This is a genomic window from Akkermansia sp. NBRC 115031 (assembly GCF_030268505.1).
In the GTDB taxonomy this organism is placed as follows: domain Bacteria; phylum Verrucomicrobiota; class Verrucomicrobiia; order Verrucomicrobiales; family Akkermansiaceae; genus Akkermansia; species Akkermansia massiliensis.
The window spans coordinates 43,367-68,965 of sequence record NZ_BSQU01000003.1 but is presented as its reverse complement, the minus strand read 5'-3'; the positions used below and the strand labels follow the sequence as shown (position 1 = coordinate 68,965).

Below are 25,599 nucleotides of genomic sequence, written 5' to 3'. Positions count from 1 at the left end.
TTTAAAAAGGGAATCGATACTCATCTCCCTCTCTTCCAATAGCATTGATAGTCTATCCTGACACAATGGCCAATAACCCGTAGCCCCTGGAATAACATTAGGCACCACTTGCCTTTTCTTCCCCGTTCGCGTTGTACCTTGCACCCCAAACCCCGCTTTACCCCCAGTTCAGAAAGCTCCAAAGCTGTCTGCCAAATAAAAATGAATTGGAGGTGTAGGACATGCAATCCATGCTCGTTCCCATCAACTGAGCTCCCTATGAACAAAAACCGAGGCACATATGTACCTCGGCGTATAATTTACTTTATATTAAAAACTTAGAAATAGAAGACATCATACTGATAATCACATTTTCTTAATATTTAAATGAAACAAGTCTATCATTTTTTCTTTCCAAATAATTATCATATGATTCTTGAAAACCCCATAGATTTAAATAATAAATTTATCAATAACCATTTATAAATTTCCAATCTATTATATAACAGTCTAAGTAAAAATAAAGCCATATGCATAATAGAATGAAGACGGTCTAATTTATTTTATAATTTTCTTCCCTTCGCTCCCATATTGGGGCAATAACAAATAAACACGGCTATCAGAATAAGCATAGACTGCAAACAATAATTTCCATATTTTTTTTAACGGGATAACCTCTTCAAACGATACCAAGGCACAAAACGGAACATGTCTCCTATTTAATCTTTTTAATTCTTTTAAAATATCATCGTAATTCTTTATTTTACCATTGGCTATATAATGATCGTGATAACAATTCAATCTAAAAATTTCTAAACCGGAATCATCCTTTTCTGTATAAGCAGGCTCAGATAAATAATCCATGGCAGTGTCAACAATCAGATTGCTTCCCACGGCATAATTAACAAAATAAATACTCCCTTCGCTTCCTGTGTGTACAAAATCTAATTCAACACATTCGTTATTAAGAGCCGACTGTGCTACAACATCATAAAAATCTTTTGTTGTCGCATTTTCAGGTAATGTAACCGTTCGGCGTTTCTCGCCATTCCCTAAGGAATGTCTTGCATAAACAACATACGCATGGGTAGATCCTCCCCTCTTTTCAAAATTAGTGAAACCTATAAAGGGTGTGGGAACTTCGGAAGGTTCTCTCAATTTTAGAGCTACGAATAATACTCCTGCCACACTTACTAAAATAAGAATTGCAAAAATCAAAAATCTTTTCATATAAAAATCATTAATAATATATTTATTCAAAATCTATAATATAAAGAACCCATCCAACATATTTGGTATCATTCCTATTTTCTCGAGGTAATTCTCTATGTAATTCATCATGCGTTGTTGCTAACAAAACAATTCTCCAATCGGATTCCTAGAAATCCATTCCTCCCAGCGATTGCAGTGACGGTAGATTAACCTCATATCTTCGTCACAGTATTCGCTAAAATAACGGAACGGCTTCGTTGATACCCAGCTTGCTAACTATTAACCTAACGGCCTTTAAATAAATACCGAGGCATGAACATGCCTCGGTATTTGTTTTATTTTATTCTAAACCCTGGATAAAAACATGATATTTCAGTCTCTTTTATTAACAGTAATTCTACTTTTATCCTTATACATGTTAAGAACGACATCTACAACTGCATCAATATATTGTCCCGCCTCATCAGATTTTGCATAATATATGAAACTTTTTCCCGGCATATTGACTGTTATTTCTTTTCTTTGCTGAAAATCAACCTTTGAACTTTTTACATTATTTATTAAATCATTCAATTTTGAAATAAATTCATTCGAATTTTCTTTTACATCAAATTCCAGCTTATCCTTGGAAGAATGGGCATAAATATCTGGAATCATTTTTTTCACATTTATTGCATTACCATTTATTTGATAAAAATAATAATATGATGATGTACCTGGATCGACCACTCCCTTACAATGATAAACATTAATTTCTTCCGCCTCTCTTATGCTCTGACAAGAAACATTAGGGAGTGAAGCTAAAATGATCAGTGCTATGATATTTTTAATTTGCATGTTTCTAATTTTTTTAGTTTTGCTAATTCTAACATTTTTTCTATGTGTCTGGGTTTTATGTTTCCAAATTTTGCCCCCATAATAGATGTATCTGCATCTTCTGGAATATCTTGCTCAGTTTTCTCAGGATAAACCTTTTTATCTAAATATTCATCTTTAATTCCAAACAAATGTAATACTTCGTGAGCCATAACATCAGGATTAGGGTTAACCCAGTGGTTTGACAACGATCTACTTTCCGGAGTTGGTAAAAAAGTGCCAGTCGGCTCAAACTTGACTTTGGCATGTGCTTTCTTATCTCTCAATAACCCAGCTGCAGGGGAACCTGCCCGAATCACGGCAACAATAATATTTACAGATTTACAGCAACATTTGGGATCATCAGGATTTTCTACTGCCACATTTAGCTTACCCAATTCATCTTTCATCTTTTTATCAAGCTTATTCCACAGCTCAATATGTTTCTCATTGGATGGATCAAACCCATCAAGTTCGATGTTCACAATGAATTCAATATGACAACTTTCCTTATAAAATTCAGCATCAAAATCATGTTTCATATTGGTTATTATCGATCCATCTGACTGATAACCGGTTATCCGCTTGAGGCCGAGTAAATCATTCCAACAAGAAGGAGAATTCACCATGAACCTATAAAGATTCATACTTTCTCTTTCTCCCAGAAGTTCTCTAGAAAGCCACCTTCCATCTTGCGGATTATAATGTCGGTAATTGTAATAGATCAAGCTCAAGTCTTCATCACAGTATTCGCAGGAATAGCGGAATGGCATTGTCGAAGCCCAAGCTCCCTCTACAGTCAGAATTTCTCCATAGGGCGTGTATTCAAACTTCGCCTGCCGAGTTCCCGAAGAGTCAAATAAAGCACTCACGTTTTTGAGCAGGTCATGCGCCACATATCGGGTAGAGGACACACTCTTGTCCGCGTTATGTGTACACATGGCCAACACACGCGTTGCCTCCGGTTCCACAGGATCCCAGAACCACGTACCCAACAAGGAAGGGTTGGAGGTATTTTGCGTGCAGTCCATGCTTGCTACCATTAAGTATCCCCTATACACGAATCTGGTGCGTTTGGTCAAGGTGTTTCCATCATATTCCAATTTTTCCACACGCCGTCCAAGATAGTCATACACACATTCCACCTTTTTGATGCCTTGTGTAAAGACCACTGGACGGTTATCCGCGTTATACTGGACAGTCCAGACTCCTGTGGCTGTCTTCACACTAGTCTGATTGCCGTCGGTATCATATGTGGGTGTAAAGACCACACCGGAATGTTCCGCGTTCTCATACAGTCTCAGTTTGTTGCTATCATAAGAACTGAAAACTCCACGTCTGACTGCAGTCTGACGGTTACCGATGTTATCGTAGGCATAGTTGAAGGAACCGCCTATATTCATCATATCTTCTATTAGTTCTCCACGTGCATTATAGCCATATGTATGGCGACGCGAAAGCATCGCAGAGGAGTCCACATAGTCCTCCCGCATAGAAGGCCGCTGCATATTGTCCCAGGTATAGGTATGCTTGAGCAGAGGCTCCGAAGAAGTTCCGTTCGAATAAACCAAAGATGATATCAACGGCAAAGTGGCATGAAAAACCGTTTTCCTGATCATTCCGTTCGGATATTCCAAATGGTTAAGCCATCCGGAAGTTTCATCATAACCGTATGAGAAAGAGTTCTCATTGATTGATACCGAAGAAATCCGTTCCATTGAATCATACGCCAAGGTTGTCTGCTGTATCTTTGTTCCGTTCAAGGACAGCGTATAGCCTGATGGGCGTCCCAGGGAATCATACGCGTAGGTAAGCGCGCTTTCCGTCAATCCGGATGTAGTTTCCGAACTCACATCGCCAAGACCGTTGTATTCCACGATGCGGGAACCAGAAGCATCCTGTATCGCGGAAATACGTTCCATAACATCATACGTGATGGAAACGGAAGGTGTTCCGTCACTATGCCTGATGTTGGTTAATTGACCGGTAACTACATCGTATCCATAGGTAGTTAGCACCCCTCTGTCCTGTTTACGTGTTAAAAGGCGTCCCCAACTATCATAAGTATAGGAGGTCTTGGAGCCGTCCGCGTAGGTTTTATCCAGTAGCACGCCTTTAATTGGATCATAGTTCCAGCGTGTCACATCAGAACCGGAGGAGGGAACCGTATCCAGAATAGTACCAGAGGAGCGATATGTATGTAGTGCCACCATTCGATCCATCGTATCATATTCCCATTTCATGGGCTGGACAGCTGTGCCGTACCGGCTGGTCAAACGCCCGCGGGAATCATAGGAAAACCACGTTTGTTTGCCATCCGGCGTTGTGATACATTTTGGCTTTCCCGTAACAGAATCATATACCGTGGTAGTTGCGTTACCGTCCTGGTCTGTACGGGTAATTTCACGTCCAGCAACATCATTGATAATGACTATGTCCCCGCCACGGGCATCCTGGACTGTAAGCGTATCACCATTAACATGATAAGTACGTTTGTACCTGGTTACCTTACCATCCTCTCCCTTGTGCCTCACTATATCTCCATTTAAGCTAACTTCTTCCACTTCAACAGAAGAGGTTTCACGGCCTTTCAGAAAGCGCATATTCCCTCTTTCATTATAAATCTTTTCCCAAGACCAGCGTCCATACTCATCTTGATGAAGAATCAAAGAAACAAGGTTGGACAAAGAAGCATTCTTTTTAGAAATAAGTTCATAGGTATATGTATGAATTATATGTTCATCTGATATGTATACCGTAAAATGTTTTTCCCTGTATACCGACGATCCTGCACCTACAGGTATTCCCGGAATATTTTCTCCTAACCTTTTGTAGGAATTTTCCCATTGTTGAATACCTGCTCTGGTACTTACCTCACTGACTCGATCACGGACCTTGTGTGATAACTCGCCTGACAATAAATCATATCCGTATATCATTTTATTGCTTCCTCCTTCCCGAGCCGTAATGACCCTTTCATGAGTATCATAGGCAGCCTCATACACTATTTCCATTGAGAGGGAACTACCATTTGAAGCGGAACGGCGCCTGATACGAGTCACATTTCCATTTCCTTTTTCCAAACGGTCTTCTACAATTGTTTCCAAAGAAGCGCCCAACCGCGTAGATTTCAATACACCTTCGCTCTCTACACTGTAAGTATAGTACCTGGCCTCACGGGCTGTTCCTGATTCCTCCCGGATCAACCCTGAAGGAAAATACCGGGAAATTAAAGTCGTTCCCGAAGGAAGAGTTTCCGTCGTCGTTAATCCATCCTCGGAATAGGTGTAGGAGGTTTTTCTGTCCTGTTCATCCGTACTTAGAATGATACGTCCCACCATGTCATATTGCATGGAAACAGACGTTTTTTTTCCCCCAACTAGAGTTTCAATGGAAGTCGTACGGCCAGTACCGTCATACTTCATTTTTGTAATAGTATCGGGGCAGATTTCTGTCATTTCCGGGCCGTTCCAGTCTGCCACCGGAATAGCGGCATCCTGTTCCACACACACCACACGCTTGGCACCATCATAGGTATAACGGGTCTGCAAGCCGCGTACATCCGTTTTCCACAAGGGACCGGCACAACTCCATTCAGCCATGGAATACAGACCGTTGGCGTAGTCTATTCGGATCACCCGATGGGATGCGTCGTATGTCATTTGTTGAAAATCCACAGAGACAAAGCCTTCTTTCTCCACATGAACCTGATGATCTACAGCTACTTCATCCCCATTTTCCCCATAATAATGCACTAAACGAGCAGATTTACCCGCTACGGGCCCATCGGAATTTTGAAGAGTCTCCATACATTTCCACACGGCTCCATAATCAGAACAGAGGGCATAGTCATAATTAACCACAACCCCGTCCTCCCGGGATTCCTTTTTAAGCCGTCCCTTGGCATAACAACAAGTTGCATGATCCCTATACCACGAACGATTCAAATTAAGACCATACCAGTTTCCTAAAAAATAACGTTGCCGTTCCTCGGAATATACTCCTGAATCTTCAGTATAAGAGTATGATGTTCTCTGTAGGTCATAACTGCTTACAGGGCTTACCAACATTACAGTCTCCTGCTTCACGCGGCGGTCATTAAACTTGTCAGTTATATATTCATACGTAATTTTCTTCTGAATGTCTCCATACCACGGCTCCGTCCGTTGAATCACGTTCCCGTTGGAATCATACTCCATCTCCACCACGGCTCCGTCCGGGCGCGTTTCCCTGATGCGTTTGCCATAATTGGGGGAAGAAGGATCGCTGCCGTATCCGTACGTCCATGTTCTTTCCAGCGGGGTTCCATATCCTTCCGTGCGGGAGATAATGACGTCCCCGTACAAACGGCGCTGGTATACTTCCTTTTCTGCGGAACACAGCACGGCATGCCCGGTTCCGGCCACGCCGCTGTATACATACTTGAATTTTTCCTTCTTGTCTGTGTAGTACCCTCCCGCCACCATGGCCTGTCCGTTAATATCCTTGGCAACCAGGTTTTCATGGCCGGCCGCCGGAAGGCATCTGGTGACGATGCTGATGGCATCATCCCCCTCGCCTTTCACCAGAGTCAGGTCATCCGGGTAAAGACCCGCGCGCCATTCGCTGATAAAACCTCCCGGTTCTTCAATACGGAATGTCTGCAACAGCATCTGGGTCACTTCCGGATTTTCTTCATCCACAGCCCTGGCAACCATCGTCTCCGTATCCGCGAACGTCCAGGACAGCTTCCATGTCTTGATGGGAACAGCTCCTTTGCGAATGATATACGTGCCATCGTTGTGCCGCCCTGTCACGTCTGCGGGGGCATACCATCTAATGCTCTGAACATCGCTTAGGTCCAGCAAGCCGTCCGTCTTATTCCACACCTGCTTCAGCATGAACAGGGAAAGGGAATTGAAGGTTTCCACCGCACTGCCGGGTTCGTCAGAGACATCCTGCCTGACTACCTGAAGTTCCGCGGCCAGTTCAGCAAAGGTGATTTTCACGCCGAGCGGCGTTACGATATGATCAAATAAGGCGGAATTGGGGCGGAAGCGCATGGTCATGCCGTCTTCCTGAACTTCTTCCAGATAGGAAACGCCATCCACCACAACGCGCCGCATCCTGTCCTGGAACATCTGGCTACCGCCAAGCGCCTCTGCCCCGGAAATATTTGGAGAGGCAAAGCTGTAATAACGCGGAAATCCTTTTTCCGTCTTCACCACCGCCCGGGAAACGTCTTCCGGTTCTTCCGGGCGGCTGATGGATGCATTGAGGGTTTCAGCCACTTCCAGACGGCGCTGGGAAATGTGCTCGTACTGGAAAGCGGTCCCCCAGCATAACCCGGCATCCATCATGTTCAGGTTCAGCATCAGGCGGCCTCCACTCAATTCCGGCCACTTGGGAAAGCGTCCGAATTCTATGGAGAAGTCCACGCTGTTGTTGTCCGTACTTCCCGTACCGGAGTCGCCCTCGGAACACGGGCACGGGTATTCCGTCTCCGGCCCTATGGGAGTGACAGGGTACCACGTATTGGGCCACGGCATCGGAGACGGTTCATCATTGGAGACAAATGTCACGGGGTGGCTGGGCATTTCTCCGGATTGTTCCGGAGCGGATGACTGATCATTAATTTCTTTCATTGTTTTATTGTCATTGATGCATCTGCCGGGAATAAGGGAAAACGCCGCCATGGAATTTCCCCGGCCCCATTCCCGGCAGATGCTTTGGGTCAGGTTCAGGCGGCAGGCTGACGGTCCACGGAAACAGGACGGTTACAGATGGCGTTCCGCAGGCATCTCATGACGGAGATGCGGGCGCGACGCGCCACCTTGTCCTGATAACGCCGGCTCATGGAGATCATGTCCATGTCTGCCAGGGATTCCGCAGACGGAAAGGTCGTCCAGTTGTAATGCCCCCACAGGGGGCCTCCGGTTCCTCGCGTCCATGCCCTGGCGAGGAGTGGGGCCCCATCCGGGAACAGGGCGGTAAACGCTCCCAGGATGACGGCGCCCTCCGGACATTTCATCACGGAGGAGGATTGCTCCAGATGCTGGAGAATGGCCCGAAGCACAGCAGGCTTCAGGGCATAAAGCTCATTGCACAGCAGGCCGGACCGAAGACAGGTTCCGGATAATCCCGCTTCGGAACGGGCAAATTCCCTTAAAAAACCGGCATGGAGAATGAGATTGTCCGGCTTGGTGCGCACCAGCACATCATGTTCATGGCGCACAGCCTGAGCCATCAGAGCCAGAATAGCGGCCGCATGTTCGGAGGACGTATCAGTTTTCTTCAGCACTTTCCATTCCACGGACATGTTCCTCAGCACTTCCCTGACGGTTTGGGGACAGCGTGCCCGGTCATCGTCCAGAATAATGACAGACGCTTCCGGAACGGCACGGCGGATGCCCTGTACAGCTTCCACCAGCAGAGGAGCGTTGTTTGCCTTGCAGGGAATGAAAAAGATGATTCCCGGCTGCTCCACAGGATCAGGCTGCGGAGAATTTGATATGGATTCATTCATACAGATAATCGTGAGTTGTAATGAAATGATGCGTTGCATCAGTTCCAACCTTCATCATTACCCTGTATGAATGCACGCTGTTTTAACGGGCCTAGGACATTGGTTTCAAATAAATTGAGGCATTTTCACGGTGGCAGTAATGAGTCTGTCTTTTCCTCTCATGCGTTTCTTCCGGCCCTTCCTCCGCGTTGCCCCTCGGCAAGAAAAGAAAATGAATACCTGGCCCCATTTCCACCGATATGGACATTATCACAAGCAGGGGATACCCTCTTCTCCAACCAGCCGTTCAGACTGCCGGAAAAGTCTGCAACTGCATCCATTCCGTCCTCCCGCCTGTCAAATTATCTCTTTCCTCTCATCCGCACGGAAGACTCAATATGCTGAATCCCATAAAAAGGCCCTTCTCCGCCCTGTACGTTTCCGCCAGCCAAAGCCTCTTTGCCGCGTGCATGAAGAAGGGCGGTTTGAATGGACATGCAATCCCCTTCAAACCGCCCTGCCTGCAGGATTTCCATGACAGAAGAAACAGCCGGTAAACGAACACCGGGTGCCCTGCCTTCAAAGATTTTACCGCCTCATTTACCGGAAACAGAAGGCACCGGGCCTTCCAGTACGGCAGTAGCGCCCCTTGGAGCCGGTGGCGCTACCTCCAGGAACCTCTCCGTCACCGTCTCTTTTCTTTCCTCCGGATGGTCGATCAAAGAGATAACACGGTCCACCGCCTCGCATGCGTTGGGGTGCATTTCCTTCCGCGCCTCCCTCACAGCGCTGCAAGCCGTCCATGTGAATTCCTCCGTATGGGCATCCGCCTGTTTCATCACAGGCGCCAGAATCATGCCCTGATAAATGATCGCTCCAATAATGATCACCAGGCCGACACACCCGCAAGTCAGCGCGCCCCTGGCAGAACCATACGTCCTGTCATCACTCCTCTTTACCGCTACCGCTCCCAGAATAATAGCCAGAATGGCACAGAGAAGGCCGGGAACAATTGCTACCCACCCCAGACATGGAAGAAAGGCGAGCAACGCGAGAATCAATCCTACAATACCCAGAACCAATGCAAGAATGGTTGAAACGGTATCGGGGACGGAACGGCGGGGATCCGAGTAGTTTATTTTGTTCATCTTTCATTTTTTCATTGGATTTCCAGACACGGAAACGCTCTAATGTTAAAGAAAGCGTGTAAAATCTGTCAAGGAACCTCCCTGTTGCCCCTTGACGGCTCTCTCCTGTTCCAACATCCCCGGCTCATGTCAAAACAAAGGCCGAACGCTTCTCAATGCGCTAAAAATAAATACCATGATTGCATGGTCAATCATACTGCTTCCCTAGCTGCATGCCTTCTTCAGAACATCGCCAGTATGACAAAAAACGCATGACACATCCATGGCCCTGCACCGGTCAGGAAGTTGTTTTTCCCTTTCCGCCTGCTGTTTTTTCATCCCGGAAGACCATTTTTCTTCCCCAAGCCTGCCCTCCTCCGCCAACACCATGCCAGATAAAACACGGCAGCTCCTCCATTGAGCAGCCCAGCCATAAACCAGACCGGAGCGCCCCGGTTCCTCTCCCATGCGGCGCGTATATTCCCGCGGGCCATTTCCACATACCCGCGCGTCATGCCGCACAAAGGGCATTCCCGGTGAGGCACGGCCACGGAAGCCGCCAGTGAATTCATCCCGGCAGGACTGACTGCCAGGGCCATGAGGGACGGCGCCAACAACAGTAAGGACAGGATGGCCCATGCAGGCAGCCACACTTTCCTGATCATCCAGCTATTGCGGCATGAACGCCACGCAGAGCGCATGCAATTCATCGCCGTGCTCCCTTGAAAGCGTTTCAGAAACTACAGGTCCTGGGAACCCGTTTCATCAGCGGGGGAGGAATCCTCCGCATCCCTGAGCCTTTTCAATTGCTCCTGGTTCTGCTGCTCCATCTGTTGAAGCTCTTTCTGGATCTCCTGCGCCTTCTTTTCCACATAATCCTGGTGCTGTTCCATGTAAGTCACGGTCGCGCTGGCCATCCATGCCTGGACAATGCCTGCTGCGGCAGATGCCGCCAACGCAATAATGGCGACGACAAGAGCGCCCTTGGGAGAGCCCTTGCTCACAGCCACAATACTCATGATGAGGGCAATAATGGCCAGCAGAGCCGCAGGAATCAGGGTAATCCAGCCCAGGCACGGGAAAAATCCGATCAACGCCAGCACCAGGGCAATAATGCCGAGGACCAAAGCAGCCGTGCAGGAAGGGGAACCGCTGCAGCAGGACGGAGGGGGAGAAGAATCAGGAGCATTCATGATCGTGTTATTCTATGGAGTTCAGTGAAAATTCCCTTTGGAACCTTCATCCCTTCCCTTACTGGAAGAGAGCATTCCTGTCAAGATGCAAGCTCTGCCATTCCGGACATCCGGCTGTCATTCCACGCCTCAAAGCATCAGATACCCCACCACCACAGCGGCTGTTCCCAAGAAGGCGCTGACCAGCATCAATTTCCGCTTCCCGCGGTTTTTCCACATCAGCAGAATTCCGGTAACATACAGTATAATCAGGGAAAGAGCCGCCCCGTATCCTAACGCAGTAAACCACCATCCCGCCTTCCCCTTGTGAGCCAGCATCAGATTGGGGTAAATGCCGGGCTCCACCACTTCCGCCCGGAGGGCATGGCCTTTCCTGAGGAACAGCACATGCGTATCCGTCATAGGACCCAGGAGGTAGTTCCCTTTGAACGGCCTTACCTTTCCTTCCGGCAATGCCACTCCGCGGCGTTCCAGTTCCCTGCAGGAATCCTCATAGGGCGGCTGGTCGGCGGCATTCAGCTCATGCACCGCCACATGGGAAGTGAAGTGCTGGTCCACGCCGCCCATGTACAGCAGGCCGGTCACGGCATACACCACGATCATCGGCAGGAAAAACAGGCTCAGGACCAAATGAAGGGAATGGGAAGACAACGCTTTCATCATTATTCAAGTAATTATGTTATTATCCGTGAAGCAACTCCGCCAACGCTTTTCCCAACCGCCCGATCTGGACGTCCCGATGGGCCGCCGTCACCGTAACGCGCAGACGGGCCGTTCCGCGGGGGACCGTAGGATAACGTATGGCGGGAGCCAGAAAACCGCGTTCCAGCAACGTACCCGCTGCGGCCAGGGCGGCATCATTCTCTCCCATTACCACGGGGAAGATGGAGGAAACGGGCCTGCCGGGCATTCCCAGCGCGGAGGACAAGGCATCCGCCAGCACGGAAACATGACGGCGCAGTTCCTGCCCTTCTGCACTCCGGATCACTTCCACCGCGGCCAGGGCGGCGGCGGCCAGGGCGGGAGGCGGAGCCGTGGAATAGATCAGGGACCGCGCAGAATTGATCATCACATCCGCCCAGGCGCGGGAACAGGCTACATAACCGCCGCTCACCCCGGCGGCCTTGCTCAAGGTCCCCATCTGAAAATCTATTCGGGAGGAGACGCCCAGTTCCTCCGCCAATCCCGCCCCGTGTTCTCCCAGCACACCGAATCCGTGTGCTTCATCCACCAGCAGCAGAGCGCCGAATTCATCCTTCAGGCGCACGATTTCCTGAAGAGGCGCGCGGTCCCCGTCCATGCTGAAAACGGATTCCGTCACCACCAGGATTCCGCCGGAAGGATTCGCGCTCCGCAAATGCTCCAGCTTTTTTCTCAATGATTCCATGTCGTTATGCAGGAACGTGGACAAGCGGGCACCGGACAGCCGCGCCCCGTCAATCAGGCTGGCATGGGACAGCTTGTCCATCAGCACCGTATCCTCCCGGTCCGCAATGGAGGTAATCACCCCCAGGGAGGTTGCGTAACCGGAGGAAAAGCTGACCGTCGCTTCAGTCCCCTTCAGATCAGCCAGGGCCTCCTCCAGACCGGAATGCGCCCGGCGCGTCCCCGTGACCAGGCGGGAAGCCATGGCCCCGGCTCCGCCATCACGCGCCGCACGGGAAAAAGCCTCCGCCAGGGCCGGATGATGAGCCAGGCCCAGGTAATCATTACTTGCCAGGTTGACTACCTCCCGGCCGTCCTCCATGCGGGCCATGCCGCCGGGCAGGCAATCCACATTCCGCAGAGCGCGCAGCAGTCCCGCGGACTTCAACTCTGATAAAAACTGTCCAGGATTCTTCATAAGCGTTCTCGCTACAGAAACATGTTAGCCGTCCACGTCAAGGCTCAGCACTACATTATGGCCGCCCATGGAAGCGGCGGACTTAACCAGCATCCGCCTCCCATCCAAAGGCAATTCTTCCGCAACACAAGCCGCACCTGCCGGGGAACTTACCCAGAAAGGATTAGGTGGCAAAGCCCCCTCCCTGATAAAAGCCAGCATCAGGGCCAGTTCCAGAATGCCGCTGCCGCCAATGGCATGACCCGTCCAGGGCTTCATCATCCTTAAATCCGGAAGGCCGGTTCCAAAAACCCGTTTTAAAGCGGCCCGCTCGGAAGCGGCATTCCCCGCCGTTCCACTGGCATGGGGGCAGACGGTCAAAGGAACCCTTCCATCCCAATTCCGCAGGGCGGCATCCAGCAGGGCGGCAATGCTCTTTCCATCCTCCGGCATTCCCAGCGGGCTGTAGGCATCTGAATTCACCAGATAATCCTTCACGTAAATGCCGGGACCGGAAGACAACTCCAGCGCCATGGCCGCCCCTCCCTCGGAAATGCACATGCCGTCGGCATGGGGACCGTAGGGATCATTCATTCCGTTGCGGGAAAGCATCCCGGAAGCCCAGTACGTCCCCAGCAGCTCCCGGCACAAGGGCAAATCCAGCCCGATAGCCAGCGCCCTCCTGACAATTCCCTGACGCATTAGCATGGCCGCCATGCCCACGGCATCCAGACCGGCGGCGCAGCCGCTCGCCAGCACGTGGTAAGGCCCGCGAATCCCCAGTTCAATGCTGACGCAGGAGGCAAGCTCACTGTGCAGGGAATTGGGAACGGCCAGAATCTTCATGGACCGCCGTCCGGGCCACGGGCTCAGCCAGCCGGAGGCGTTCCCGCGGGAACTGCCCACAATCAGGGCCGCATCCTTCAATTCTTCCTCTCCCCAACCGGCTTCCTCCACGGCCTGCCGCGCCAGCAGCAGCGCCAACTGGGAGGCAGGGCCGTTCCTGCGGCTGCATAAAAGCTTCCTGTCCGGAATCCACCCGCTCAAAACATCGCCCCACGGATGCCCCGCCCCCCACAGTTCCCTCAACGGCTTCAACACGCTGCGCCCTTCCCTCACTCCGGTGAGATGGGCTGCCGCCCCCATGCCAAAGCCGGAAGCCAGCCCCAGGCCGCATACCCGCGGCTCCGGTCTTCCGTGACTTTTTCCCCCCGCAATCATGACGGCGGCCAGACTACTGCCGCACCCGGAAAAACTCAAGCTTCCGGTACGTCAGGAACAGCCAGGAAAAACGGTACCCCTGCCGTCTTGCAACGGGTTTCCTTTTATGGCAATCATAGTCCCATGACCATTCAGACCGCCGGATTTTTATCTCTTCTCTTCATGGCCATTTGCCTTCCCTCCCTCTCCTTTTCCTCACCGCAAGGAAAATTCCAGGCGGCTGACTGGGCGGTACTCCATTCCTCCCGGAACGACCAGCGGCACGTCTCCTCCCGCGGCGTCGTGCAAACAATGCTGGAAAACATTCAGCCGTCATGCGCATTCTCTCCGGACATGAGACCGGAAGACTTCCCCGCCTGGCAGAAGAAAGTCCGGGAAGCCATGGAAAAACTGATGAAATTCCCCCTTCATGACAACCTTCCCGCACCCGTCCTGGTAAAAACCGTGCAGAGGGAACACTACCGGGTAGAAAAATGGGAAGCCTATCCCCTCCCGGGCGCTGCCGTACCGTTTCTGGTACTTGTTCCGGATACCGCTTCAGAAAAAAATCCGGTTCCCGTGCTATTCTGCATCCCCGGTTCTGATCAAACCAAGGAAGAACTGGCGGCGGAAACGTCTCCGGACCTGGCCCAGCCCCCCGTACCGCAGCCGGGCAGCAACGCCATGGCCTGCCACTACGTCAAACAGGGCTGGGCCGCCGTTGTGGTGGATAACGCCGGAACGGGAGAGGAGGGCGACGCCGAGCACGCCGCCGGCCGCTCTTCCCACGACTATGAAAACCTGGCCCGTTCCCTGCTGGAAATGGACTGGAGCTGGCTGGGCTACACCTCCTATATGGACCAATGCGTTCTGGACTGGGTAAAAACACGCCCCTGGGTGCAGAAAAACCGCATCATCCTGAGCGGCTTCTCCCTGGGAACGGAACCCATGATGGTGCTGGGCGTCCTGAATCCGGACATCTTTGCCTTTGTGTACAATGACTTCCTGTGCCGTACCCTGGAACGCGCCAAAGTCATGACCATGCCCAGCAGCAGGGGAGTGCGCTCCGCGCCCAACTCCATCCGCCACCTCATTCCGGGTTTCTGGAAGCAGTTTGACTTTCCAGATATTGTGGCCGCTTTGGCTCCCCGTCCCGTAATCTGTACGGAAGGCGGTCTGGACAGGGACTTCCAACTCATCTCCGCGGCCTACCGCACAGCCGGAGCGCCGGACCATTTCCAGTACCGCCACCAGCCCCGCTTTGCAGACCCGGCCCAACGCTGGCACGGAGAACATTTGCCCGCAGGGCTGGACAGAGACGCCTTTTTCCGCCTCGCCAATGTGGACCCGAGCAACCACTTCTTCAAAAAAGACCTGGTCATTCCCTGGCTCAAGGGCCTTTTAGGCAGGGGACAGCAATAAGCGGGAAAACCATTCCGTTCTCAAACACGAGTTGTGCGGAATAACGGAACAGAACGTTTCCCCTGCCTTCAGGAATGCAGAAACAATCTACGGCACACTTTCCGGAAGGCACGGCCCAGCTTCCCGAAAAAGCCGACGACTGCACGGGCTTCCCTGTTAACGTCCATAGTCTTGAATAAATAACGCCGTACGGCATCCACCAGGGAGCAGCCTGCATACACCGCAACAGCCATTGCCAGTACCTTCACGACCATCAACGCAGGGGAAGAAGACGCGGCCCATTCAAAGACATCCCATAAAAACCATTTGCCTATCAAAACATTGCAATGCAGCACATAAACACTGAACGAGGCGGCCGCCAGCCATGAAATGCAGGCAACCGTCCTGCGGGATGAAAAACGCATGCGGGAAAAAATCAGGAACAGGGCAACCGCCGTTCCTACAATGAACGGAGAATTATAGGCAATAAACGTTCCGCCGCCCCTTATCTGTCCAATCAGGTACGGGGACACCACGTCAAGAACCATCTTGAACGCCCAGACAAAACATACACACCCGGCATAAAGCATCCATAAGGCGCCCGTCCTCATTCCAGTCAACAGGCCATGCTTTTTAATATACATTCCCAGCATGTAGAGAACGCCCAGCCACCAGATGGAATACCCTCCCTCTACAGGAAACACATCCCTGTGAAGCAAGGTGGGAACCACGGAAAACAGAACAAAAACGGTAACCAGAAGATACTGGAACTGTGATTTGGTAAGCCGGTTCCCCAGGACATTAAGGAAAGGAATAAAGAAAAACAGCCCTACATACGCCGTCACATACCAATACTGGACGGTTAAAACGGGAAACAACGAATTCAGGACGTCATTAAAATGAACCACCTGGGAGGAAAACAGCAGCACCAGCAGCAGACTGCCCGCCGTATAAAAAATCACCTGGAACCATAAGGTAACCACGCGTTCATACCTGAACGTCCCGTCACAACATACATACCCAGTAATCAGCGCATAACAATTCACCCCGCAATAGGCGGCAATCTCCAGAAGCCACCCTACCCGGTAGGAAGCGGAATCATGATTGTCCAGCGGCAATACATGAGTGGCGGCCAAAAGATGAAGAACCAAAACCAGCATCATGGCGACAATGCGCAAGGCGTCTATTCCATAATTCCGCGACAGGGGAATATCCAGACCACCATAGGAAGAAGGCTTTCCTTTTCCCTGATCACCAGCCGACAGCAAGCTCATGGGGATATTTCAACGGATTTCTTATCCGTGGTCAAGTTCCAAGCTTGAGGGAAAAGTATTTGAGAAAAAACCTCCGCTGGTTTAAGGGTATTCCGCCGGGAACGGCAGGCTTCCGGCTTTCGGATAAAGCATAAAATCCCAGGAGGGGGAAAGCGGCATATCCTCCTGTTCATATATCTTTTCAAGGACCGGGAGGCCCTTGTTCCCAGGGCTTTCCTATTCTTTTTACACATGGCGGATCATGCTGCATCCCTGTGAAGAAAGGCTTTTCTTTCGGAAAACCTTTCCATCATTGATGAAAACGCGGATAAGAAATCCGCTGCCCATGATCAGGCAATCCGGCTGTCCAAATCGAACACCTGCCCGGAGGCTGCCGTGAGGACTTCCTGCAAAAACAGAATAAACGCCGCGGCCTGCTCCGGCGTATTGAACCTGCCCAGAACATGCCTGGACAAAGCAGACTCCTTCACGCTCTCCCTCAACCCGGCCGTCATCTCCGTCAGCATGAACCCCGGCAGCACCAGATTAACGCGTATTCCCTCCCTTCCCCATTCCCGCGCCAGGCTCTTCACCAGGCCTTCCAGCGCAGACTTGGAAGCGGCATAGGCCGCCTGGGACGGAGCCGGGCGAAGCGCCGCATAAGACCCCACCATTACTACCTGCCCCTCCCGCTTCTCCCTCGCCATGGCTGCGGCGGCACAGCGGGCGCACCAGGCGGCTCCCGTCACATTTACGTTCATCACCTCGTCCCACTCCTTTTCCGTCTGTTTCAGGAATGGCCTGTCTCTGGTAATTCCGGCGGCACACACCGCCAGGTCATACGGAGCATGTTCGTCAAACCAGCGGCGCACGGCGGAACGGTCCCCTACGTCCAGTTCAGCGTGTGACGGAGCATCCGCCTCCCATCCTGCGGCGGTAAAACACTCCACGGCAGCCCGCGCCAAACCGCCGTGGCCGCCGCTGATAAACATCCTTCCCATGCTGGAACCTCTCCGGAATCGTTAAAAGCCTCACTTGGGGTCCACCCACCGCCCGTACTCCTTGATCAGGTCCACCAGCCGCTCCACGGCCTCCTCCTGGGGAATGTTGAACTTGACGGGGGTGTGCTTCACGTACAGGTTGATCTTGTTCGGCGCGCCGCCCACATAGCCGAAATCGGCGTCCGCCATCTCGCCGGGACCGTTCACGATGCACCCCATCACGGCAATCCTCACGCCCTTCAAATGCTCCGTGGCCTTCCGGATGCGGGCCGTAGCCTCCTGAATATTGTACAGGGTGCGTCCGCAGGACGGGCAGGAAACGTAATCCGCACGCGTCAGGCGCGTCCCCGTAGCCTGCAAAATATTGAATCCGAGGAAGGAAGCCAGCCGGGGATCCGATTCCCCCTGAATCAGCACGGCATCTCCAATGCCGTCGCTCAGCAGGGAGCCGATATTGCGGGCGGCCACCAGCGGCACGTCCTCATCGGAAACGGAACCGGGCACCAGCGTATCCTTCAGCAGAATCAGGTGCCTGTCTTCCATGCGGGAAGCCAGAAGGCGGAACGCATACACGGGTTCCATGTCCAGGCCGTTCTTCACGGTGACAACGGACGGTTCGGCCAGTTCCTTCAGCGGCTCCAGCTCGTCACCGCAGCGGGGGTCCACCTCAATGGCCTCCAGTTGGCCGAAGGCCAGCTCCGGCATCATGTCCCCCATCGCATCCCGTTCCGTCTGGAGGGCGTAAAACCCCGCATCCGGCACCACCACGCGCACGGGCTGCTCCCAGCCCAGGCGCACCCCGTAACACATCGCCAGCCCTCCCTGCCTTTTGGAAAACTTCAGGGGATCATAGCTCAACTCCGGTTCGGGGAAGGAAGAAACGGGATCATCGGAACGCTCCGACGGCTGGAACGGATTGGACAGGCGGTAGGCCACAGGCACTTCCCGCACGGCGTCCTCCGTCAGGGAAACGCGCAGGGTATCCCCAATGCCGTCCGTCAGCAGGGACCCGATGCCCACCGCGCTCTTGATGCGGCCGTCCTCTCCGCCCCCGGCTTCCGTCACCCCCAGATGAATGGGATAATTCCAGTCCGGCCCCAGGGCATTCATGCGTTCCACCAGCAGGCGGTAGGCGGCCACCATCACCTTCACGTTGGAAGCCTTCATGGAAAACACCAGGGAATGGTAATCCAGGTCCCGGGCAATCTGAGCAAACTCAATCGCGCTCTCCACCATCCCCTCCGGCGTATCGCCAAAGCGGTTCAGAATGCGGTCGGACAGGGAGCCGTGGTTGGACCCGATGCGCATCGCGCGGCCATGCTCCCGGCAAAACAGCACCAGGGGCGTAAACTCCTCCCTCAGGCGGTCCAGTTCCTCACGGTATTCGGCGTCGGAATACTCCCTCACTTCAAACTTCTTCTTGTCGATGAAATTGCCAGGATTAATGCGTATCTTCTCCACCCACTTGGCGGCCTCCATGGCGGCGTCCGGCTTGAAATGAATATCAGCCACCAGCGGCACATGGCAACCCGCCGCGCGCAATTCACGGGAAATATTCTCCAGATTGGCCGCATACGCCTTGGTCTGGGCGGTCAGGCGGATAATCTCGCACCCCGCCGCGGCCAATTCCAGAGCCTCCTTCACGCAGGCATCCGTATCCCGCGTATCGGACGTCAGCATGGACTGGACCCGGATGGGATTGGAGCCGCCCACCCCCACATCCCCCACCATGACTTCACGGGTCACGCGGCGCGTATAACGGTAAGGACTCGGACAATAGGAAGACTGCATGAAACCACTCTACCGCGCCAGATTCCCCTGTCAACCATCCTTCAAAAACGGAAAGCCTTTTCACGTCAACCCATCAACATTGAAAAGGGAACGGAGCCGTTCCCGCTGCACGAAGACTTGATACGCTTTACAGCAAATTAACTATAACCAAGAATAACCATCATGTTTGAACCGCTCAGGAATGTCTTCATGCGAATAGCAGAAAAAGAGCAGGTAAAACTCCCCTCAACAACACCGGGAACAAGCTTTGGCTTGACACACAAAAAATTAACCCTGGACCACATTTCCTCCATAGGAGTCAAGGCAGGACTCTAAAAAAGATAAAGCACTGCCGGTTCCCACTAATCGCATCATTTCATCAATCCCTGTAACTTCTCAAGTTACCCATAACGGCAACGGCATCAGGAAAAAGAGCGGGCATCAGACAAGTTTTTCCGCAACTAAAAGCCCTTCTGAATCCGGAACCGGGTTACAACCTGGGAAATGCGGTTACACTTCCCTATTTCCCTGCATCGTTTGGGCAGATTGTATAAAGTGGTTCCTTTTAACATCATAGGGCTGCGTTATTTCTTTGGCGCTTCTTCCCATTGCCCGGACTCGAATCACCAATCGACGCACTTCCAAACTTGAGCTATTTTGCCAATATTCGCTAAGCAATTAAATTTCAATCACAAGAAACCTACCGTGTTTCTTCGGGTTTCATGAACAACTGCATATTCTTAAGCAAAGCTTCGTCCATTTGTTTTGCCAATGGCAAAACGGAAATATCCATCGTCTCGTTTTTCAGCATAACGGCCGTATTACCCCGTATGAAACTAATTGAGGAGTATTCTCCCTGGGGTACGGGGACTCCCAATTCATTGATTACCGGTTTGAGGCAGACATCGTAATCTCCCACCAGACCGGGATGTACCTGCAGGATTTTTTTCAGGATATCCGGCTTGATAAGTTGTTTTGATTGCTCCGCCTGCATCGCGAACATCGCTCTCAAGGCCTGGTCTTTCGTATGAAGATGCAGAATCGTGTAGGTGACGGGATAATCCCGTCCATTCTTGTTCACGCTAAAAGTACCGGAACATCCGTTGATATGAGATTCGTCATGACCTTTTTCCGCAATAAAAGGGATATTTACGTGCTTCTTGAGCCAGCGCACCGTTCCGATGCCGCTATTAATATTGGGTATCATTTCAGGCCCCTTGTCTTCGTTCCCGTCCGGCATATTCAGGTTGAGAATATTATCATTCCGTTGCAGCTCGCGAGCATTCCGATCAATCCTGTCGTATAAGCCCTCGGGCATGCCTTTTGTTAATTTCCTTAATTCTTCTTCACGCCTGGTCCTCTTTTGATAAGGCATCTTTGAAATATCCTTCCACTTTTTCACCGCCTGCCGCGTCCTTTTCGGAAAATACCCGAATTGGCGTTTTCCATTAAGTGCGGCGAGTATGGTCTCTGATATTTCAAAAAGTTCTTTATCCTTAAGCTCTTTTCTAATAAGCGGAAAGAACCAGTGGTCAGCGGCAATGAGGGAAAACCCCTCCTGTTCTGCAAAGAATTCCCCACATAATTTTTTATCTTCGTCTAAAATAAACGGGACTTGCAGAAATGCCATTTTTATACCGTCACCAAACATGGTCCATCGGTATTCACGGTTACGGTTGACCGGAGGTCCCTGTTTTTGTGAGACAAGCATTTCATCTACTGCTTTCTGACGACTGTAGACGGGGTTTGGGGAGTAGAACATTTTGACGGCCATGTAGACGTTTCCCATGATATCGACAATGACCCAGTAATTCTGCTCATAGTCCCATCCCAGGTAGTACTGAGATATATTGAGCCCTTCCATGTCTTTTGCCGCCTCGGACTGTCCAGGAACAGGATTCCCGCCTGGTTTAATTTCCTCATACAGGTTATACAGACGGGCCTTGCGCTCAGCAGGATTGGATTTTATGGTGGTCTGGTTCCATACTGCGGCCGGTTTTATTTCCCAGACTGTTTGGCCGGGATACAGGTCATTCCCTGCAACAGGCGCCCCATGAAGAATCTGCCCTATGAGGGTTACGGCAATGAAGAAAAAGGGGAGAATTTTCATACTGTGCGTGCAAGTCATGATGGTTATTTGTTAAATGAGAAGTAGCAGCCGCCAGGTTCGGTAAAATTACTCCTGTTTTCATCGGATTTCAAATCGTCTTTTATGTAATCACTTTCCGATTTGTTGGTAGGACCTGCATTGTAGGGAACAGGGTTATGTACTTTACCTCCATAAAGGCACCAGGCATGGCCGGAGCGCCAGGATTTTGTCTCCTCCTGTCCTTGTGCGTTTGTTGTTTTTCTAGTTTCCGTCCACCCGACTCCTCTGGAACTGACTCCGCCCGAGCCGAGAACCGACGCAGAATATTCCATAAGACCGGCAGCTTCCACACAGATGATTTTTGCCGTTCCTTTGTCGATGGCATCTACCATTCCGGCTACCGACAAGGGCATGGGGTTTTGTTTCTGATCCACATACAGGGAGCCGGTTTTTCCCACTTCCGGGTTCCATTCATCGTAATAAGAAGCACTGTTGGATATACCGCGACTAAGCCTGTCCATAAGCTGATCATGGGTGGTCGCTCCGCTGAAGTTCCACTTCCCAAAAGCTGTTTTCAGCAGGGTTTTCCAAGGCTTGTCCAGATTACCCCTGTCAAGAAGAACATAGCATTTGCTGATGGTCATTTGTTCCTTGGCGGATAACTTCACTCCCAGAACAGAGAAACTCCAGGATGCATTTTCTGCGCGTCCCCGGCATTTTCTCTCCACGGCTTCCTTGGCGGTGACGACACCCTCGGCTTTTCCATTGGCAATGGACAATTCAGTTGCTTCAGAGGCAAATATTCCGTCGGTGCACGTTGCCTTGATTGTTTTCATGGAGTCCGGCAGCGCCTTGAAGGTGACAGTAAAGGAAGGAATATCCCCTGCATAGTACCCTACGGGTGATTTATCGTCATCCGGTGTTTTATCCTCCCTTTTGAATTCCGGAACCGGAACAGGCTTCCCTCTGAATTGATCGTGAATGGTGAAACCATTGCCCCCGGCATTTTCCCTGAACTTGGCGAACTGTATTTGAATTAACGGAGCTATGGCATCCATTTCATCTTCGGCCACCTCTCTTTTTCTCTTTGGACCGACCACCCCCATGTTCACCTTAACTTTGACCTTGAATTCAGTTCCCCAGTATTCTTCACTGGGAGAGCAAATTCCCGTAGAAGAAAATCCTCCCTTTCCCCTGGGAGGGTCGCTCGTCATGATTGGCGCAGGTTCCCATATATACTTTCTTGTTTTACCATATCGGTATTCTACCCATTCCTGTTCTGAGTCAGGAGTAAATTTGGCAACAGCTTTAAATTTGTAAACTTTGCCTTCCTGCTTGTCCAGTATGGCTTTATCCCCATCTTCGGACATGGCGACATTCTCGCCAGGAGTTATTTTTACTTCGCACTTGTAATCCTCCGCCGCGTGTAACGGCATCAGATGAAACAGTAATGCCGGCAAGAAGATGGCAGTAAATAATTTAATGCTCATTATTTTTTATTCTTTAACCATTCTTTCATTTGTTGAACGTCAAGTTCCGGTTTCTTGTTTGAACCCGGCAAATACTGTTTCCAATCAATTTTCAAAGCGGACATTTTTCTGACTTCATCGACTGAAAAGGGAATGGTGGTATCCGGCGCGAATGTAGCCCATTCAGAAGATCTGTAGAAATAGACCGTATCCTGCAAACTGGCCCACGCTTTTTTCATTTGTTGCCGGAAGTCCTTCCTGTCCTCCGTTTCCCATATTTTCAGTCTCCATCTCCAGTTCTTTTTGATTTCATCTGGAGCCTGGGTAGCAAGAAGGTGTCTGTAGGCATAAATTCCAAGTTTTCTTGATGAGAAGATTTCTTTCCCGTTTAACAGCCTCATGTCTTGGCTGGCAGCCCATAATTTTAAGAGGCTAGAAGAAAGTTTACTTGCCTGCTCGGAGTTCAAAGGAGGGGGAGATGGTATGCAAAGCCCATAGTAGAATGATTTTTGATTTAGTCTTTCCAGGAGTTTGTCGACAGCAATTTTCGTTTCGTCCAGGGATGAGATAAATACTCCGTTGAGGGTTGTAGAAACTGAGTAGTTTTTCAATATTCTGACGTAGTACCACCCTGAGCCTTCGACGATGAAATTCTTGTAAACTCCACATCCGGCAAATGATTTAACCCTGCTTCGCGCCAGAACAGGCAGGGGTATGTAATCCTTAAGCCCGTCATAGGAAGGTTCCCGGAATAAGTCTTCTTCCTGAACTTCCTCCTCTTTTCCAAGTCCCAGGAAGGAGTCAAAATCAAAATTGGCAGGTAGTTTTCTGATTTCGAGTATGTAATCCTTGAGGCTGTTGTCCAGATCATTGTCGGCAAGCGGGGTTGGATCATAAAAATAAAAGGAGAGGAGCTGTTTTTTGTCCGGAACCTGAATCAGCACGCCAAGGTCCGGACCGTCAAAGTCTCTGTCTACGGATTCTCCCCGGTCACTCCACCGGGCAAGCGTTCTGGTCGTGCTGATGGGGCAGTAAAGGATGTTTTCGTCACCCCGTTCATTTTCCCAGATAACTTTTCCGGATACACCGCTTTCACCCACTTTGACGTGTGGACCCTTGACGGATTCGCATCTGTATGCATTGTCAAAAGCCTCAAGGACGGAACCCATAGGACCGGCAGCTCCGCACAGGAGCATGTAACTCCGTCCATAGTGTTCGCACCAGTCGCCCCGGGTAGCCCAGTCTTCATACCAGAAAAGGGCTTTTGCAGGGGGATTTGTTTTTTTCATTCCATCAATTGCTGTCCTGGTTTTTAAAAGTTCCGACAGTTGTCCAATGCCCGGGAAAGAAGGATGCTTCACATCATTCAACGGGAAAATCCGTTTTCTCTCTACATGGCCCAAATGCAATAATCCTTTTCCATACGTTCCGGCATACAAGCTGCCATCCGGCAGAGAAGCAAAACTGGTCACGCTGACCAATTTTTCCACTTCATCGTCACAGGGCATATCCACAGTCTGAATTTTTTGTAAATTTTTCCGCACAAAAGAAACGCCCTTTTCCCTGAATCCTATCCACATCCCTTGGGAAGACGGATAAAAACAGGTGATATAATCCTCCGGCAAAAGAGAATCGTCATTGTTTTCCCTACGGTTCATTTTCAAGAGTTTTTGAGCATGCCGGACAGACGTTTTCTCATCCGGTTTCCATAGTCCTTCATTTTTCGCCCCATAGTCCCTGCCCCTCAGAAAGTTCCAGTCTGTTTTATTTTTAGAGTACCCGAGTCCGGAATTGGTGCCTACCCAAATCCAGCCCGATTCGGCACAAATCGCGTTGCAAAAATTTGAAGGCAGGCCTTTCCCTCTGGCTTCAAATGGTTGGCGAACTCTCTGCAGCGTATCCCAATACCACTTTGTCTGCACTACATTCCACCGTGAATATCCGTTGGAAGGTTCTGCTGAAGCCACTCCGGAAGTTTGAAAAGCTGCCCAAAGAGTTCCTTTTCGATCAAAGGAGAGAGAAGCAATCTGGTCCTCCGGCAAACCTTCCGCCCTTGTGTAATCTTTCCATGATTCCGTTTCCGGTTGATAAACAGTCAGGCCGCCGGAAGTAGCAATAGCCACATCTCCACTGACAGGAGATACAGCCATGGCGAAGATCCTCTCCCCCGGCAAGGCATTTGACTGGTTGTACTGTTGCCATGATTTCCCATTCCACACAGCCACTCCTTTATTGTCTGTCCCCACCCAGATACGCCCCTGCCTGTCTTCGAGAAGAGCATAGAAATTTGTTGTATCAGGCAGCCCGTTTCCTTTCTGCTGCTCCCATTTTTCCCCTCCGTATGGCAAGCGCATCAATCCCTTCCCTTCCGTCGCAACCCAAATATCTCCTGAACGGGTGCAAACGATAGACGTAATAAAGGAAGCTGGACAAGCAGGCAATTCTCCGCCATTTGAAGGAATGCCCATGTATAAAAAACAATAGATCCAAATAAATAAATAAGATCTAACAATCAGAAACATAAAAAAATAGTAAAATAAACACGTAAAAAGTCAATTGTTAAGTCTACTTGCCAAGGAGCGCAAAAAAGATGACTGAGCCACTGGTACAGATCCAGTTCAACGAAACCGGCCCAGTCTGCTGAAAAATAACTAAACTAAAAATGAACCCCTGAAAAGAGGAACACGCTTCCTCCCCCCCGGTTTGTTGAAAATTAATTCATTGGAAATAAACGTAGAAGATGT

General features: G+C 50.6%; 19 protein-coding genes. 3 read left to right on the top strand and 16 right to left on the bottom strand.

From position 1 onward, the window contains the following. Positions 1-537 precede the first annotated feature (537 nt). The 6 genes from QSJ36_RS05185 to QSJ36_RS05160 all read right to left on the bottom strand — a co-directional run bounded on the left by QSJ36_RS05185 (position 538) and on the right by QSJ36_RS05160 (position 9,678). On the bottom strand, positions 538-1,239 hold the full coding sequence (locus QSJ36_RS05185; RefSeq protein WP_285467488.1) for a hypothetical protein: 702 nt from the start codon (positions 1,237-1,239) through the stop codon (positions 538-540). A 324-nt stretch (positions 1,240-1,563) separates the two neighbouring features. Then, positions 1,564-2,028 (bottom strand): hypothetical protein, encoded by a 465-nt coding sequence (locus tag QSJ36_RS05180; RefSeq protein WP_285467486.1) that lies wholly within the window; start codon positions 2,026-2,028, stop codon positions 1,564-1,566. Continuing rightward, positions 2,007-7,721: an RHS repeat-associated core domain-containing protein gene (locus QSJ36_RS05175; RefSeq protein WP_285467485.1), complete on the bottom strand. Its 5,715-nt coding sequence runs from the start codon at positions 7,719-7,721 to the stop codon at positions 2,007-2,009. Before QSJ36_RS05175 ends, QSJ36_RS05180 begins: the two co-directional genes overlap by 22 nt. Positions 7,722-7,765: 44 nt before the next feature. Beyond that, positions 7,766-8,551: a hypothetical protein gene (locus QSJ36_RS05170; RefSeq protein ID WP_102720985.1), complete on the bottom strand. Its 786-nt coding sequence runs from the start codon at positions 8,549-8,551 to the stop codon at positions 7,766-7,768. Between the two features lie 341 nt (positions 8,552-8,892). Beyond that, positions 8,893-9,066, bottom strand: coding sequence for a hypothetical protein (locus QSJ36_RS05165; RefSeq protein WP_156340806.1), 174 nt, complete (start codon positions 9,064-9,066; stop codon positions 8,893-8,895). 60 nt (positions 9,067-9,126) lie between these two features. After that, positions 9,127-9,678, bottom strand: coding sequence for a hypothetical protein (locus QSJ36_RS05160; protein ID WP_022396259.1), 552 nt, complete (start codon positions 9,676-9,678; stop codon positions 9,127-9,129). A gap of 576 nt (positions 9,679-10,254) precedes the next feature. Here QSJ36_RS05160 and QSJ36_RS05155 point away from each other — a divergent pair. Then, the gene (locus QSJ36_RS05155) at positions 10,255-10,383 is read left to right on the top strand and encodes a hypothetical protein (RefSeq protein ID WP_257228080.1); all 129 of its coding nucleotides are present in this window, start codon (positions 10,255-10,257) and stop codon (positions 10,381-10,383) included. A 14-nt stretch (positions 10,384-10,397) separates the two neighbouring features. Here QSJ36_RS05155 and QSJ36_RS05150 read toward each other — a convergent pair whose 3' ends face one another. The 4 genes from QSJ36_RS05150 to QSJ36_RS05135 all read right to left on the bottom strand — a co-directional run bounded on the left by QSJ36_RS05150 (position 10,398) and on the right by QSJ36_RS05135 (position 13,932). Continuing rightward, positions 10,398-10,850, bottom strand: coding sequence for a hypothetical protein (locus QSJ36_RS05150; RefSeq protein ID WP_102733121.1), 453 nt, complete (start codon positions 10,848-10,850; stop codon positions 10,398-10,400). A 129-nt stretch (positions 10,851-10,979) separates the two neighbouring features. Continuing rightward, positions 10,980-11,513: a hypothetical protein gene (locus QSJ36_RS05145; RefSeq protein ID WP_102720988.1), complete on the bottom strand. Its 534-nt coding sequence runs from the start codon at positions 11,511-11,513 to the stop codon at positions 10,980-10,982. 19 nt (positions 11,514-11,532) lie between these two features. Beyond that, on the bottom strand, positions 11,533-12,693 hold the full coding sequence (locus QSJ36_RS05140) for an 8-amino-7-oxononanoate synthase (RefSeq protein ID WP_102736437.1): 1,161 nt from the start codon (positions 12,691-12,693) through the stop codon (positions 11,533-11,535). 24 nt (positions 12,694-12,717) lie between these two features. After that, positions 12,718-13,932: a beta-ketoacyl synthase N-terminal-like domain-containing protein gene (locus QSJ36_RS05135; RefSeq protein WP_285467479.1), complete on the bottom strand. Its 1,215-nt coding sequence runs from the start codon at positions 13,930-13,932 to the stop codon at positions 12,718-12,720. An 84-nt stretch (positions 13,933-14,016) separates the two neighbouring features. Here QSJ36_RS05135 and QSJ36_RS05130 point away from each other — a divergent pair, with 84 nt between their 5' ends. Continuing rightward, on the top strand, positions 14,017-15,294 hold the full coding sequence (locus QSJ36_RS05130) for an alpha/beta hydrolase family protein (RefSeq protein WP_253232249.1): 1,278 nt from the start codon (positions 14,017-14,019) through the stop codon (positions 15,292-15,294). 68 nt (positions 15,295-15,362) lie between these two features. On the opposite strand, the gene QSJ36_RS05125 is transcribed toward QSJ36_RS05130, so the two are convergent. From QSJ36_RS05125 to ispG, 3 genes are all read right to left on the bottom strand, one after another. Next, entirely contained in the window at positions 15,363-16,547 is a 1,185-nt protein-coding gene (locus QSJ36_RS05125) for an acyltransferase (protein WP_102727348.1), read from the bottom strand. A 329-nt stretch (positions 16,548-16,876) separates the two neighbouring features. Then, the gene (locus tag QSJ36_RS05120) at positions 16,877-17,527 is read right to left on the bottom strand and encodes an SDR family oxidoreductase (RefSeq protein ID WP_022396267.1); all 651 of its coding nucleotides are present in this window, start codon (positions 17,525-17,527) and stop codon (positions 16,877-16,879) included. A 30-nt stretch (positions 17,528-17,557) separates the two neighbouring features. Beyond that, positions 17,558-19,318: a (E)-4-hydroxy-3-methylbut-2-enyl-diphosphate synthase gene (gene ispG, locus QSJ36_RS05115; RefSeq protein ID WP_022396268.1), complete on the bottom strand. Its 1,761-nt coding sequence runs from the start codon at positions 19,316-19,318 to the stop codon at positions 17,558-17,560. A gap of 162 nt (positions 19,319-19,480) precedes the next feature. Here ispG and QSJ36_RS05110 point away from each other — a divergent pair, with 162 nt between their 5' ends. After that, positions 19,481-19,633 (top strand): hypothetical protein, encoded by a 153-nt coding sequence (locus QSJ36_RS05110; protein WP_156340805.1) that lies wholly within the window; start codon positions 19,481-19,483, stop codon positions 19,631-19,633. 364 nt (positions 19,634-19,997) lie between these two features. Here QSJ36_RS05110 and QSJ36_RS05105 read toward each other — a convergent pair whose 3' ends face one another. The 3 genes from QSJ36_RS05105 to QSJ36_RS05095 are packed head-to-tail and all read right to left on the bottom strand — an operon-like array spanning position 19,998 to position 25,323. After that, a complete protein-coding gene (locus QSJ36_RS05105; protein ID WP_215840575.1) occupies positions 19,998-21,425 on the bottom strand; it encodes a hypothetical protein in 1,428 nt (475 codons plus the stop codon). Positions 21,426-21,430: 5 nt separating this feature from the next. Then, positions 21,431-22,876 (bottom strand): hypothetical protein, encoded by a 1,446-nt coding sequence (locus QSJ36_RS05100; protein WP_022396270.1) that lies wholly within the window; start codon positions 22,874-22,876, stop codon positions 21,431-21,433. Next, on the bottom strand, positions 22,876-25,323 hold the full coding sequence (locus tag QSJ36_RS05095) for a two-component regulator propeller domain-containing protein (protein ID WP_285467469.1): 2,448 nt from the start codon (positions 25,321-25,323) through the stop codon (positions 22,876-22,878). Before QSJ36_RS05095 ends, QSJ36_RS05100 begins: the two co-directional genes overlap by 1 nt. Positions 25,324-25,599 lie beyond the last annotated feature (276 nt).